The sequence below is a fragment of the Pseudomonas sp. NDM genome, assembly GCF_003105095.1.
Classification (GTDB): Bacteria; Pseudomonadota; Gammaproteobacteria; order Pseudomonadales; family Pseudomonadaceae; genus Aquipseudomonas; species Aquipseudomonas moraviensis_A.
In genome coordinates, this window is record NZ_QETJ01000139.1 from 1 (window position 1) to 13397 (window position 13397).

The 13397-nt window shown below is 61.4% G+C and carries 13 protein-coding genes; 7 read left to right on the forward strand and 6 right to left on the reverse strand.

Features of this window, described 5'->3' with window-relative positions; all coding sequences use genetic code 11:
• Positions 1-56: 56 nt before the first annotated feature.
• On the reverse strand, positions 57-698 hold the full coding sequence (locus tag DCO47_RS21255) for an HD domain-containing protein (RefSeq protein ID WP_116658864.1): 642 nt from the start codon (positions 696-698) through the stop codon (positions 57-59).
• Positions 699-922: 224 nt separating this feature from the next.
• On the opposite strand from DCO47_RS21255, the gene DCO47_RS21260 reads away from it, so the two are divergent.
• Positions 923-1888: a GlxA family transcriptional regulator gene (locus DCO47_RS21260; RefSeq protein WP_116658865.1), complete on the forward strand. Its 966-nt coding sequence runs from the start codon at positions 923-925 to the stop codon at positions 1886-1888.
• A 201-nt stretch (positions 1889-2089) separates the two neighbouring features.
• Here the strand turns inward: DCO47_RS21260 and DCO47_RS21265 are convergent, their stop codons facing one another.
• Both DCO47_RS21265 and DCO47_RS21270 read right to left on the reverse strand, forming a co-directional pair.
• Complete coding sequence (locus DCO47_RS21265; protein WP_116658866.1) at positions 2090-4498, reverse strand: penicillin acylase family protein; 2409 nt, start codon at positions 4496-4498, stop codon at positions 2090-2092.
• A 102-nt stretch (positions 4499-4600) separates the two neighbouring features.
• A complete protein-coding gene (locus tag DCO47_RS21270; protein ID WP_042606511.1) occupies positions 4601-5179 on the reverse strand; it encodes a DUF6436 domain-containing protein in 579 nt (192 codons plus the stop codon).
• A gap of 99 nt (positions 5180-5278) precedes the next feature.
• Here DCO47_RS21270 and DCO47_RS21275 point away from each other — a divergent pair, with 99 nt between their 5' ends.
• Entirely contained in the window at positions 5279-6226 is a 948-nt protein-coding gene (locus tag DCO47_RS21275) for an alpha/beta hydrolase (RefSeq protein WP_116658867.1), read from the forward strand.
• Positions 6227-6357: 131 nt separating this feature from the next.
• Here the strand turns inward: DCO47_RS21275 and DCO47_RS21280 are convergent, their stop codons facing one another.
• Positions 6358-7089: a DUF2059 domain-containing protein gene (locus DCO47_RS21280; RefSeq protein ID WP_024014712.1), complete on the reverse strand. Its 732-nt coding sequence runs from the start codon at positions 7087-7089 to the stop codon at positions 6358-6360.
• A 108-nt stretch (positions 7090-7197) separates the two neighbouring features.
• Here DCO47_RS21280 and DCO47_RS21285 point away from each other — a divergent pair, with 108 nt between their 5' ends.
• Both DCO47_RS21285 and DCO47_RS21290 read left to right on the forward strand, forming a co-directional pair.
• Entirely contained in the window at positions 7198-7830 is a 633-nt protein-coding gene (locus DCO47_RS21285) for a 2OG-Fe(II) oxygenase (protein WP_083353783.1), read from the forward strand.
• 2 nt (positions 7831-7832) lie between these two features.
• Positions 7833-8318 carry a DUF523 domain-containing protein gene (locus tag DCO47_RS21290; protein ID WP_116658868.1) on the forward strand — a complete coding sequence of 162 codons (486 nt, stop codon included), beginning with the start codon at positions 7833-7835 and terminating at the stop codon, positions 8316-8318.
• 225 nt (positions 8319-8543) lie between these two features.
• Here the strand turns inward: DCO47_RS21290 and DCO47_RS21295 are convergent, their stop codons facing one another.
• Positions 8544-9107 (reverse strand): transporter substrate-binding domain-containing protein, encoded by a 564-nt coding sequence (locus tag DCO47_RS21295; protein ID WP_064364710.1) that lies wholly within the window; start codon positions 9105-9107, stop codon positions 8544-8546.
• 135 nt (positions 9108-9242) lie between these two features.
• Here DCO47_RS21295 and DCO47_RS21300 point away from each other — a divergent pair, with 135 nt between their 5' ends.
• Complete coding sequence (locus DCO47_RS21300; RefSeq protein ID WP_039757489.1) at positions 9243-9668, forward strand: DUF4399 domain-containing protein; 426 nt, start codon at positions 9243-9245, stop codon at positions 9666-9668.
• A 100-nt stretch (positions 9669-9768) separates the two neighbouring features.
• Here the strand turns inward: DCO47_RS21300 and serA are convergent, their stop codons facing one another.
• On the reverse strand, positions 9769-10998 hold the full coding sequence (gene serA / locus DCO47_RS21305) for a phosphoglycerate dehydrogenase (RefSeq protein ID WP_025112046.1): 1230 nt from the start codon (positions 10996-10998) through the stop codon (positions 9769-9771).
• A 206-nt stretch (positions 10999-11204) separates the two neighbouring features.
• Here serA and DCO47_RS21315 point away from each other — a divergent pair, with 206 nt between their 5' ends.
• Positions 11205-12599, forward strand: coding sequence for an FAD-binding oxidoreductase (locus DCO47_RS21315; RefSeq protein WP_116658869.1), 1395 nt, complete (start codon positions 11205-11207; stop codon positions 12597-12599).
• A gap of 41 nt (positions 12600-12640) precedes the next feature.
• A complete protein-coding gene (locus tag DCO47_RS21320) occupies positions 12641-13306 on the forward strand; it encodes a fumarylacetoacetate hydrolase family protein (protein ID WP_024014705.1) in 666 nt (221 codons plus the stop codon).
• The last annotated feature ends 91 nt before the right edge of the window (positions 13307-13397 follow it).

The following is a 13397-nucleotide window of genomic DNA, read 5'->3' on the forward strand; positions in this document are numbered from 1 at the left end:
AGGCATTATTCGGCTGAGACTCCGCTATCGCGAGCAGGCTCACTCCTACAGGGGATTTAGGCAGTCCAGGGAGATTGGCGGATGACTTGGACGAAATTCATCGGTCTGAATCCCGGCTCCTGATCCTTCAGCACATCGGTCTTCACATTGCCGAACGTGGTCTGCGGACGATGGCGCAAGCCATCGGCGAACGCGCAGATGATGCACTCCTTGAAACCCTCCCCGCGTGGATGCGCATGCACTACGGCTTCGCGCTGCACGCTGCTGAAGGCCGCGTAGTCCATGCCCAGCACGTCCATCTCCACCCCGGCCGTCACCAGTGCCACGGTCGGGCGCAGATGCTTGGGCACGCCCGGCGTGGTGTGCAATGCAATCGACAGCCACACCTGCTCGATGTCGTCGTCGCTCAGCCCGTACGGCTTGAGAAACGCTGCCGCGGCATTCGCGCCGTCCACCTCGAAACGTTCGTCATCGCTGCGATGGCCTGCGACCAGACCGAGGTCATGGAACATCGCGCCGACGTACAGCAGCTCCGGGTTGTAGGCGAGTTGCTGGCGCTCGCCGCTCAAGGCACCAAACAGAAACACCCGGCGCGAGTGGTGATACAGCAGGTCGGATTCGATGTCGCGGATGTATTCGGTGGTGGCCCGGGCGAGGGCGCTGTCAGGGATCTTGATGCCGGCGATGGTGCTGGTCATAACGGTTTCCTCGTCGAAAACGCCTTCGTGGCGCTGCTGGAGAAAGTCTGTTCCCGGCGCGCCAGGCGAGCAATCGAGTCATGGCTGCGATCCTTGCCATTGCACCTGCAAATCGTGCCAAGCTCGCTTGTCGGGTGTGGATTGGCCAGGTTGGCTCGATCAACAGGCCAGGCTCTCTCCCACAGGTTGGTGTGTTTGTCACAGGTATTGAGGACGTTTGAGCCATGAACAAATCCGTCGCCATCGTGGTATTCCCCGGCGTGCAGTCACTGGATGTCAGCGGCCCCATGGACGTGTTCGCCGAAGCCAACCGCTTCCTCGCGCCGCAGGATCACTATCGCTTGCAAGTGATCGGCCTCGAGCACGGGCCGATGGCCTGTTCCAACGGCATGAGCCTGAACGCCCACTGCCACTTCAGCGAAGCAACCGATAGCCCCGACCTGTTGCTGGTCGCTGGCGGCCCGCAATTGCCGTTCATGGATTTCGGCCCGACGTTCGACGCCTGGCTGCGTGACGCCTGTGGTCGCGCCCGGCGTTGCGGCTCGATCTGCAACGGCGCGTTCATGCTCGCCCGCGCCGGTTTGCTCGAGGGGCGCACCGTCACCACGCACTGGAACGATGCCGAGGCGCTGGCGCAGTTTTGCCCCACCACGCGGGTCGAGGCGGATCGCCTGTATGTCGAGGACGGCACGCTCTACACCTCGGCCGGGGTCACGGCGGGCATTGATCTGTCGCTGTACCTGTTGGCGCGCGATCACGGTGCCGAGGTGGCGCTGAGTGTAGCGAAACGGCTGGTGGTGTTCACCCAGCGCTCGGGCGGGCAATCGCAGTTCAGCCCGTTCCTCACGCCGCATGCCGAACCGACGTCAGCGGTGGCGCTGGTGCAGCTGTATGTGTTGGCCAATCTCACCGGCGACCTGACGATTGCCGATCTGGCCAATGCAGCGAACATGAGTGCGCGCAATTTCTCGCGGGTGTTCGCGCGAGAAGCCAAAGTGACCCCGGCGGAATTCGTCGAACGGGCGCGGGTGGACGCAGCGCGGGTCATGCTGGAAAGCACCACGGCGCCGTTGAAGACCGTGGCGTATCAGTGCGGGTTTCGGGATGCGCAGCATATGCGCAGTGTGTTCAACCGGCGCTTGGGCGTGACGCCGCAACAGTTTCGGCTGAATTTTGCGCTGGATGTTTGATCCGGGCTTGAGCTCGAAAGCCCTCACCCCAGCCCTCTCCCAGAGGGAGTGGGGGCCGACCGCAGTGTCTGGCGTGTTACATCGACCTGAAAGACCTTATCGATTATGGATTCGGTGCCAATCTTGCACGTCGGCGTTTCTCCCCAATATCCCCCAATCGGTCCCCTCTCCCTCTGGGAGAGGGCTAGGGTGAGGGGCTCTTCAGGGCTTGCGCGCAGGCAACAGCTTCAACGTACTCCGCGTATTCGCCAGCACCTCTTCCTCGCTGAAATGCGCCTGCACATAAATCCCCTCCACATACGCCTCGGCCTGATCGTCATAGTGACTGTCCAACGGCACGCCGCTCTGGCCGACCGGATTGATCGTCAGGGCATGCACCGCATCGGCAAAATCCACCAGACGCCGGGTCGACGGTCCATAGGTCACCGGCCATGGCGCCGGGCCGATTTTCGCCGAGAGGTTGTTCGGCACTTCGTGGCTGCCTGGCGCCGCGAACGGGCCGACATTGAACAGCCGATCCAGTGGCTTCTGCTGGCCCAGCGGATGGCCATGGGTCAGAGTGTGCGCCGCGCCCCACTGCCAACCCGCCACATCGTCGCCGAGGGTCAGTTGCAGATGCTGCATGCTCGCCGCCCATGCCGTGCGCACTATGTCGCCCCGGGTTTCTCTGACCGGCGTGCTGCGATTGTCCCACCAGGGTGAATCAGCCTTCGCCGCCAGTCGCGGCAAGGCCGAATCGATTACCCGCGTCGACAGCAGTGTCTCGAAGAAGTCATTGCCCAACTCATCGCGCATCGCCGCGTCGGCAAGGTCGTAGAGGAACTGGTTGAACACCGTCGCGCTGATCGAATTGAGCGGATAATCGCCGGGCCACTGCGCCAGTTGCTCGACCAGTTTGCGTTGCGCCGGATCGCTCACCACTTCACGCAACACCGGCAACAGCGGCGCCAACAGACGCGGGCCGTAGCCGGTCGTCGTGCCCAGCTGCAGTTTCTGGTTGGCCTCGTTGCTCCACTTCACCCGGTTGTCGCTGAGCTGACGATCAAGCTGCTGGCCGCGATCGGCGAGGTTGTAGTAACCGGGAATCTCCATGCCGGTCGGCGAAACCGGCTGGAAGTTGGCCGAGACGATATAGCCGCGTGCCGGGTTCTCTTCCTGCGGGTTGGCGCTGAACGGGTAGTAGCCGTCCTTGTCCGCCTCAGGCGTGCTGCCGTCGAGAATGAAGCCCGGTTTCACCCCGGCCGGACGTTTCGGCAGCAAGGCCGAGGCCCACCAGGCGATATCGCCCTTGGCGTTGGCGTAAACCAGATTCAGACCCGGCGCCTGCACCTTGGCCGCCGCCGCGCGGGCCTTGGCCAACGTGTCAGCGCGGTTGAGCTGGTAAAAGCCGTCGAGGATCGGGTTGGGTGTTTCGAGGAATGCCCACCACATCGCAATCGGGGTCTTGCCGGCAGCGCTGCCGAGGGCATCGTTGACGATCGGCCCATGCGGCGACTGGCGCAAGGTGATCGTCACCGGCGCCTGACCCTTCACATTGATCTGTTGCTCGCTGACGAGCAGGTCGGTCCATTGGCCGCGATACCAGACCTGATCGGGATTGTCAGGGTTGACCTTCTCGGCGATCAGATCGAGGTCATCGTTCTGGAACATGGTCAGGCTCCAGCCAAAATCGAGGTTGTGACCCAGGAACGCGAACGGCACCAGCGCCTGATGATGGCCGTACAACTCGAAGCCCGGCGCCGACAGCTGCGCCTCGTACCACACCGACGGCACCGAAAAGCGGATATGCGGATCGCCGGCCAGCAACGGCTTGCCACTCTGGCTGCGGCTGCCGGCGATGACCCAAGCGTTGCTGCCCTCGAACTGCGGCAGACCGTTGTCGATCAGTGCCTGTTCGCTGAGGCGGGCGAGGGCGGTGAGGTCCTGCCAGTCGCCGGCGGCGAGGGCTGGCGGATGCCTGGTGTGATCCGTGGCAAGTACGCCTTTGGCCTGCCATTCAAGATCGAACACATTGAGGTAATCGGCGCCGAGCTGATCGCGCACGTAGGTCAGCAGCGGCTCGGTGCGAAACGCGGCGGCAAAGCTGTAGGCCATGTAACCGGCGACGCTGATGCTGTCTTCGGCGGTGAACGGCCGCTTGGGGATGCCCAGCACGTCAAACTCGATCGGCGAGGCGTGGCTGTCCTGATACTGGTTGATGCCATCCAGATAGGCTTGCAGGCCCTTCCACGCCGGCGACTGCTTGTCCAGGCTGGCGACGTAACTGGCGGCGCGCTCGCGGATGCGCAGGCTGCGAAACAGTTTGTCGGTGTCGAGCAGTTTCGGCCCGAGCACTTCGGCCAGCTCACCGCGGGCGAGGCGACGCAGGGCTTCCATCTGGAACAGGCGATCCTGCGCGTGCACATAACCGAGGGCGCGATAGAGGTCGGTTTCGTTCTCGGCGCGGATATGCGGCACACCGCGCTCGTCATAGCGCACGGTCACCGAGCCTTGCAGGTTATGCAGCTGGACCTGGCCCTGGCGCGTCGGCTGCTTGCTGTAGATATACCCGCCAGCGGCGCAGAGCAGGACAACGATGAGCAAGGCAACGACGATCAACGCACGCTTCATGGTGACTCCTTGTGCAGGCGGGAGGGCCGCCCGTCGGGCTGCAAACATTTAGCACAGAGCATCTGTGCGGTGCAGCGCTGTCCTTGAAAAGTCCGGAATGCCTTACCGCGCATCCGCCGGCCACGGACAATAACAACCCACCGCCAAGGTGTGCGTAGCGTTCACCGGGCGGTCTTCCGTCAGGGCATGCAGGATCGGTTCGATAAAGCTGTTGCTGGAGTTGCAGGTCAGGCCTTCGCTGTACGGGCCGAAGTAGGCCAGTTTGCCGCTGCGATCCCAGATCGCCACGGCGGGGCTGGCGGGAATCTGTTCGGAGCCGGGCAGGATGATGATGGTTTTCAGGCCGGCGAGGGTGGCGGGCAACTGACCGTGGCTGCCGGGTTTTTGCACGGCGAAGAACTCCACGCCGCGCGCGCCGAACTGTTCGACCATCTCGCTCAGGTGCTGTTGATTGCCGACGTTGCACGGACAGGCCGGGTCCCAGAAGTGCACGAGACGGATATTGCCCGGCCCGGCGAGGTCGTCCGGCAGGCGCAGCGGATCGCCGGAAAACACCGCCGTGTGTTCACTGAACGCACGCAGATAGCGGCCCTGAAACCAGTCATATGCCGCCCACAGCACCCCGGCGCAGATCAGCGCGAGCAGGCTGGCGAACAGTGCGGTGCGGTAGGGCGAACGCATGGTTTCGGAATCTGAAAAGGTTGGCTAGCTTGCCATGCTTGCTCCGACAGATGAATATCGCAGGCCGATAAAGTCCGTTAACCGCTTTGGAATGTGCGCATGCCCGATACTTTCGACCCCGATCATTTACGCGCGAGCCTCAAGCCGTTGGCCGAGTGGCAGCCGTTATCGGATGAGGCGAAGGCTTATCAGCGCTTCTACAAGACCGACTTCGCCGAGCGCGATGTCTGGCGCGGCATGGGGCGTTTCGAAGTCGATGGCTACGAACTGGTCAGTCATTGCTGGTGGCCGGAGAAGGTCAAGGCGACGCTGTTTCTGCTGCACGGTTACTACGATCACATCGGCCTGTACCGGCATGTGATCGAGTGGGCGCTGGATCAGGATTTCGCGGTGATTGCCTGCGACTTGCCGGGGCATGGACTGTCGAGCGGGCCGCGGGCGAGCATCCGCGATTTCGCTGAATATCAGCACATGCTGCAAGCGCTGTTCGCTGAAGCGACTTCGATCGCGCTGCCACAGCCGTGGCATTTGTGCGGGCAGAGCACCGGGGGCGCGATTGTCGTCGATCACCTGCTCAACCATGGCGAGAACAGCCCGGCGCAGGGCCAGGTGATTCTGCTGGCGCCGCTGGTGCGACCACGGGCCTGGGGCTGGTCGCAGTTGAGTTATTACCTGCTGCGGCCATTTGTTCGCGGCGTCGCGCGGCGCTTCAGCGAAAATTCCAACGACCCGGATTTTCTACCGTTTCTGCAGGCCGATCCGTTACAGCCAAGACGTCTGCCAACGAAATGGGTGGGCGCGTTGTCGCGCTGGATCATCCGCGTCGAGCACGCGAAAAAAAGTCCGCGACGGCCGCTGATCATTCAGGGGCAGGCGGACATGACGGTCGATTGGCAGCACAATCTGCAGGTGTTGAAATGGAAGTTCGACCGCCCGCAGATTCTGCTGTTGGCCGAGGCGCGGCATCACCTGGCCAATGAAACGGCGGAGATGCGTGAGGAGTATTTCGAATTCTTGAGCAAGCGGATCAGGGGCCGGAATCTGTAGCGGCTGGGCGGGCCTCTTCGCGAGCAGGCTCGCTCCCACAGGGAAGTCGGGGGGGCACAAATTTTGTGTCCGCTGAGGACTCAATGTGGGAGCGAGCCTGCTCGCGAATGCGATCTTTCAGGCAACGAAGATCACTGGCCGACCGCCAACCCCGCCCGAATCGCCGCCAGCGCCGCCTGATAGTAAGCCTTGCCCTCGGTCGACTCGGCAAACGTCGCAAATTCTTCCAGCTCTTCATCCGACAAATCGCGATAAACGTAGAGCAGGGTGTTGTTCAGATCGGCGCCGATCTGATCCATCAGCCGCTGGCGCTGACCGTTCAACATGCCCTGCGCCTGACCGCCACCGAGCAATCCCGGGATCATCGAACTCAAACTGTCCGCCGCGACGCCGGCAATCGCCAGACTGACCTCGGCGCCAGCCTCCCGGGCCGGCAAGGCTTGCGCCAAGTGGCCGATGATCAGCAAACGACTGTCGCTGGCCTGCATTTTTGGCAGGCCCTGGGCATTTTTCGCCAGTTGATCGCGGCGGGTCGCGAGCAATTCGGCGGCGACGATTTTCTTGCCCAGCGGTGACTGGAAAAAGGTCAGCGCCGGTTTCGGATCAGCGAGTTTCTGTCGCAGTTGCGCTTCGGCGCGTTGATCCATGGCCTGCGCGGCGAACCGCTGGTTGCTATTGTTGACCAGTGCTTGAAACACCGCAGGCGGCAGGCTGTTCTGATATCGCTGCTGGGCGGCGCTGAGGGCATCGTTGAAATGCGCGCGTTGTTCTGGCCAGCCGGCGACCTTGTACAACTGATCGTGGCCGTCCGCCCAGGCGGGCAATACGCAGAACATCAACAGTGAAAAAAGCAAACGGCGCATAGGGACTCCTGTCAGCAGCGGACTATTGTCCGTGCGGTGCCGGTACTTGTCGAGAATTCGTAGCAAGCCGCTGCGTGGCTCTGTCGGATTTATTGCCGTCGGCATACTATGCGCGCCATGCCGATATCCTCTGAACACCCACTGCTGTTACGCATTGTCGATGACCTGGCCGAACACGGCTGGTCGCAGCAGAACATCTTCCTGCCCGCCGATCTGACCCGGGCGCTGGCGGCCGAGTGCCGTAAACGTGAGGCCGAAGGTGAACTGGCGCCGGCGGCGGTCGGGCGCGGGCCGTTTTCGGAGATTCGCGAGGGTATTCGTGGCGATCACATTCAGTGGATCGACCCCGGCCAGGCCGACGCCACTGACCGCTATCTGAGCCTGATGGACAGTCTGCGCGAGGCGCTCAATCGCGGTCTGTTTCTGGGCCTCGAAGATTTCGAATGCCATTTCGCCCTGTACCCGTCCGGCGCGTTTTATCGCAAGCACGTCGACCGCTTTCGCGATGACGACCGACGCATGGTGTCGGCAGTGATCTATCTCAACGACGCCTGGCTGCCGGAGGACGGTGGCCAGTTGCGCATGTACCTGGGTAATGAACGCGTGCATGACGTACAGCCTACCGGCGGTTGTCTGGTGGTGTTTCTCTCCGGCGAAGTGCCCCACGAAGTATTGCCGGCCCATCGCGAGCGCCTGTCGCTGACCGGTTGGTTTCGTCGCCGTGGCAACGAGCCGTTCTGAGCATGGAAAAGATTCTGGTCAGCCGCTGCCTGTTGGGCCATCGCGTGCGTTATGACGGTGGCGCGAGTGGTCCGTTTGATCTGCTTGAGCAGTGGATTGCCGAGGGCCGCGTAGTGCCGTTGTGTCCTGAGGTGGCCGGTGGTTTGCCGACGCCGAGGGCGGCGGCGGAGATTCCCGGCGGGCAGGGCGGTGACGTGCTGGATGGCAATGCTGCTGTCATCACTGCCGAAGGCGAGGATGTCAGTGCGCAGTTTCTCGGAGGTGCGCGCCAAGCGCTGGAACTGGTGCAACGGCACGGCATCAGGGTGGCGGTGCTCAAGGCCAACAGCCCTTCGTGCGGGAATCTGCTGACGTATGACGGGACGTTCAGTGGGGTCAAGGTCAGTGGCGAAGGGGTGACGGCGGCGTTGCTCAGGCGTCATGGTGTTCGGGTGTTCAATGAGCTAGAGCTGGATGAGGCGGCGGTGGCTTTGGCAGCTTTGGACTGATCCGCAATAGTTGCCCTCACCCCAGCCCTCTCCCGGGGGGAGAGGGGGCCGACCGAGGTGTCTGGCGCTGTCCATCGACCTGAAAGACCTTGGCGATTATGGGTTCGGCAAAGCCATGATCAGTCGATTTCGGATTCGGTATAGCAATCCCAAGTCGGCGTATCACTAAAGCATCCCCCAATCAGTCCCCTCTCCCTCCGGGAGAGGGCTAGGGTGAGGGGGCTCTTACGGTTTCAACCACTTCTGCGACAACGCCGCCAACCGCCCATCCGCCTTGATCCGTTCCAGCGCGCTCTTGAGGCTGGCCTGAAACGCCGGATTGCCCTTTTGAAACGGAATCGCCAGTTCCACTGGCGCCGCCGCTTTCGGTTTCTCTTCGGTCAACGCCTGCACCAGCACCATCGGCCGTGGCGTTTCGTCTTTCTTCGCGAGCAATTGCCCATCGACCTCGCCGTACGGCTCGCTGAAGTCGAAACGATCCTTGAGTTCGGGTGTCAGTGCTATGTGGTTGAGCGCGACGTCGTACTTGCCGCTTTCAACGCCCTGGAGCAGATCGCCCTCGTCGGTGACGATGAAATCGGCGCGTACATCCAGCTCCTTGGCAAGAAGTTGCCCAAGCTCGACCTCGAACCCCGTGAGTGTGTCGCCTTCCTTGTAATTGAAGGGCGGTGTATTAGCCTCAATGGCTATGCGCAACTCGCCACGGTCGTTGACGTCATCAATCAGTTCGGCGTGAGCCAGCGGGCTCAGAAGGGGTAGCAGGCAGATCAGGCCAGGCAGCAAGCGCATGGTCACTCCTTTGAAATCATTATCGCGACGCTCTGATTCAGGCTCGCTTTGCTATGGTTGTCGAGTGCCTTCGACAACGAATGGTCATGAAGTTGTCATGACCGTGCGGATTTTACGGAAAAACTGGAGAAGAAAATGAAAAGCTTTATGTCACGTGCAGCGTTGGCCGGTGTGCTGATGGGGGTTTCGGTGCTGGCCAGTGCGGCAACGCCGGCTCCCAAGGATGCTGAAGTGTTCATCGTTTCTCCCGAGGACGGCGCTACGGTCTCCCAGGAATTCAAAGTCAAGTTCGGCGTCAAGAACATTGCGCTGGCCCCGGCGGGTGATACCACCAAGAACACCGGCCACCATCATCTGTTGATCGACGTCGACGACCTGCCGGCCGAAGGCGCGCCGATCCCGACCGACGCGCACCACATGCATTTCGGCAAGGCGCAGACCGAAGCCACGATCAAACTGGCCCCCGGCAAGCACACCTTGCAATTGATCCTCGGCGACAGCGGCCACATGCCGTTCGACCCATCGATCGTTTCGGAAAAAATCACGGTTAACGTGAAATAAAAAAGGGAGCCCTTCGGGGCTCCCTTTTTTATTCAGCTACAAGTGGCTGGCTGCAAGTGGCAAGTTAAAACAAGAGCGCTGTTCACTTGCCGCTGCTTTTCTAGAACAGGACGCGACTACGGATAGTACCGTTGACGTGTTGCAGCTTCTCTTGCGCCAGCTCCGAGTACTCGGCGTCGACGTCGATCACCACGTAGCCGACCTTCTCGTTGGTCTGCAGGAACTGACCGGAGATGTTGATGCCGTTTTCGGCGAAGACCTTGTTGATCTCGCTCATCACACCCGGGATGTTCTCGTGGATGTGCAGCAGGCGGTGCTTGCCAGGGTGAGCCGGCAGGGCCACTTCCGGGAAGTTGACCGACGACACCGAAGTACCGTTGTCGCTGTACTTGACCAGTTTTTCCGCCACTTCCAGACCGATGTTGGCTTGCGCTTCGGCGGTCGAGCCACCGATATGCGGGGTCAGGATCACGTTGTCGAGGCCACGCAGCGGGCTTTCGAACTCTTCGTCGTTGGAGCGTGGCTCCACCGGGAACACATCGATGGCTGCGCCGATCAGGTGCTTGTCCTTGATCGCGTCCGCCAGGGCGTCGAGCTCGACCACGGTGCCGCGTGCAGCGTTGATCAGGATGCCGCCCTTCTTGATGGCGCGGATTTCCTTCTCGCCGATCATCCACTGGGTCGCCGCGGTTTCCGGGACGTGCAGGGTGACGATGTCGGACATGCCAAGCAGCTCATGCAGATTGCCGACCTGGGTAGCGTTGCCCAGTGGCAACTTGGTCACGGTGTCATAGAAGAACACCTGCATGCCGAGACCTTCGGCCAGCACCGACAGCTGCGTGCCGATCGAGCCGTAGCCGACGATGCCGAGCTTCTTGCCACGGATCTCGAACGAGTTGGCCGCGGATTTGATCCAGCCGCCACGGTGGCAGGAAGCGTTTTTCTCAGGGATGCCGCGCAGCAGCAGGATCGCTTCGGCCAGTACCAGTTCCGCTACGGAACGGGTGTTGGAGTACGGCGCGTTGAACACGGCGATACCGCGCTCGCGGGCCGCACTGAGGTCAACCTGGTTGGTGCCGATGCAGAAACAGCCGACCGCGACCAGTTTCTTCGCGTGATCGAAGATCTCTTCGGTCAGTTGCGTGCGCGAGCGAATACCGATGAAGTGAGCGTCAGCGATCTTTTCCTTGAGCTGGGCTTCCGGCAAGGAGCCAGTCAGGTATTCGATGCTGGTGTAGCCCGCCGCCTTGAGGACGTCGACAGCCGATTGGTGGACGCCTTCGAGAAGAAGGAACTTGATCTTGCTCTTATCGAGAGAAGTCTTGCTCATCTGCGTAAACCTGTATCCCGGAGAAAAATGGCAGGGAGGGGCGCAGCCTGGAGCTGACCCAAACGGCAGGAAAGCCGTCACCGCGGATCTGGCCTTGGGCACTGTCCTGCGGGGTCGGTATGCTAGCATAGCCACCCCGCTAAACACTCATTCCTGCGACGTGAAGCGTTCTCAGGATGACCATGAATTGTTCGAGAGTTCTGTCGATGACCAATCCTGCGCTGATTGATGAACTGAAGACCCTGGTTGAGCCCGGCAAAGTCCTCACCGACGCCGACTCCCTGAATGCTTACGGCAAGGATTGGACCAAGCACTTCGCCCCGGCGCCGAGCGCTATCGTGTTTCCCAAGACCATCGAGCAAGTGCAGGCCGTGGTGCGTTGGGCCAACACCCACAAGGTCGCGCTGGTGCCGTCCGGCGGGCGCACCGGGTTGTCCGCCGCTGCGGTGGCGGCCAATGGCGAAGTGGTGGTGTCGTTCGATTACATGAACCAGATTCTCGACGTCAACGTCACCGACCGCACCGCTGTATGCCAGCCGGGCGTGGTCACTGAGCATCTGCAGAACGTCGCTGAAGAAAACGGCCTGTACTACCCGGTCGACTTCGCCTCGGCGGGTTCCAGCCAGATTGGCGGCAACATCGGCACCAATGCCGGCGGGATCAAAGTGATTCGCTACGGCATGACGCGCAATTGGGTGGCCGGCATGAAGGTCGTCACCGGCAAGGGCGACGTGCTCGAACTGAACAAGGACCTGATCAAGAACGCCACCGGTTATGACCTGCGTCAGCTGTTCATTGGCGCCGAAGGCACTCTCGGCTTCGTCGTCGAAGCGACCATGCGCCTTGATCGCGCACCGAAAAACCTCACCGCCATGGTTCTCGGCACCGCCGATTTCGATTCGATCATGCCGGTGCTGCACGCCTTCCAGGGCAAGCTCGACCTGACCGCGTTCGAATTCTTCTCCGACAAGGCCCTGGCCAAGGTCATGGACCGCGGCGACGTGCCGGCGCCGTTCGACACCGAGTGCCCGTTCTACGCCCTGCTGGAATTCGAAGCGACCACTGAAGAAGTGGCCAACAGCGCGCTGGAAACCTTCGAACACTGTGTCGAACAGGGCTGGGTACTCGACGGCGTGATGAGCCAGAGCGAAACCCAACTGCATAATCTGTGGAAGCTGCGCGAGTACATCTCCGAAACCATCTCCCACTGGACGCCGTACAAAAACGACATCTCGGTGACCGTTTCCAGGGTGCCGGCGTTCCTGCGCGAAATCGACGCGATCGTCGGTGAGCACTATCCGGATTTCGAAATCGTCTGGTTCGGCCACATCGGCGACGGCAATCTGCATCTGAACATCCTCAAGCCGGAAAACCTGAGCAAGGACGAGTTCTTTGCCAAGTGCGCCACCGTCAACAAGTGGGTGTTCGAAACCGTCGAGAAGTACAACGGCTCGATCTCGGCCGAACATGGCGTGGGCATGACCAAGCGTGATTACCTGACCTACAGCCGCTCGCCGGCCGAGATCGAGTACATGAAAGCGGTCAAGGCAGTGTTCGACCCGAACGGCATCATGAACCCGGGGAAAATTTTCCCGGTGTGATCGGTAATCTCTGTTGAATCAATGAATGCAGGAGTCGGTAAATGAGCTATCAGCACCAGTACGTCGACGGCACGCGCATCCACTTCCCGATCGGGAAAGTCGTGTGCATTGGCCGCAATTACGCCGAACACGCCAAGGAACTGGACAACCCGGTGCCGACCGAGCCGCTGCTGTTCATCAAGCCGGGCAGTTGCGTGGTGCCGCTGGAAGGCGGTTTCAGCATTCCGACCGAGCGTGGTTCGGTGCACTACGAAGCGGAAATCGCTGTATTGATCGGCAAACCGCTGTCGACCAAACCAAGCCGCGAAGAAGTCCTCGATGCGATCTCCGGTTTCGCCCCGGCGCTGGACCTGACCCTGCGCGACAAGCAGGCCGAGCTGAAAGCCAAGGGCCTGCCGTGGGAAATCGCCAAGTCGTTCGACGGCGCGGCGGTGATCGCGCCGTTCGTGGTCGGTAGCACTTTCGCTGACCTGACCGACATCGGCATCCGCCTGACCATCAACGGCGAAGTGCGCCAGGACGGCAACAGCAGCGCGATGCTCAATCCGATCGTGCCGATGATCCAGCACATGGCCGGCTGCTTCTCGCTGCAGGCCGGCGACGTGATCCTTACCGGTACGCCGGTGGGTGTCGGCCCGCTGAACGTTGGCGACGAGATCGTCCTTGAACTGCCGGGGGCGAGCAGCTTCAGCAGCAGCGTGCGCTAACCGCCACACCGCAGAACCCCTTGTAGGAGTGAGCCTGCTCGCGATAGCGGTCTACCAGTCAATGCATATCTCGACTGATAAACCGCTATCG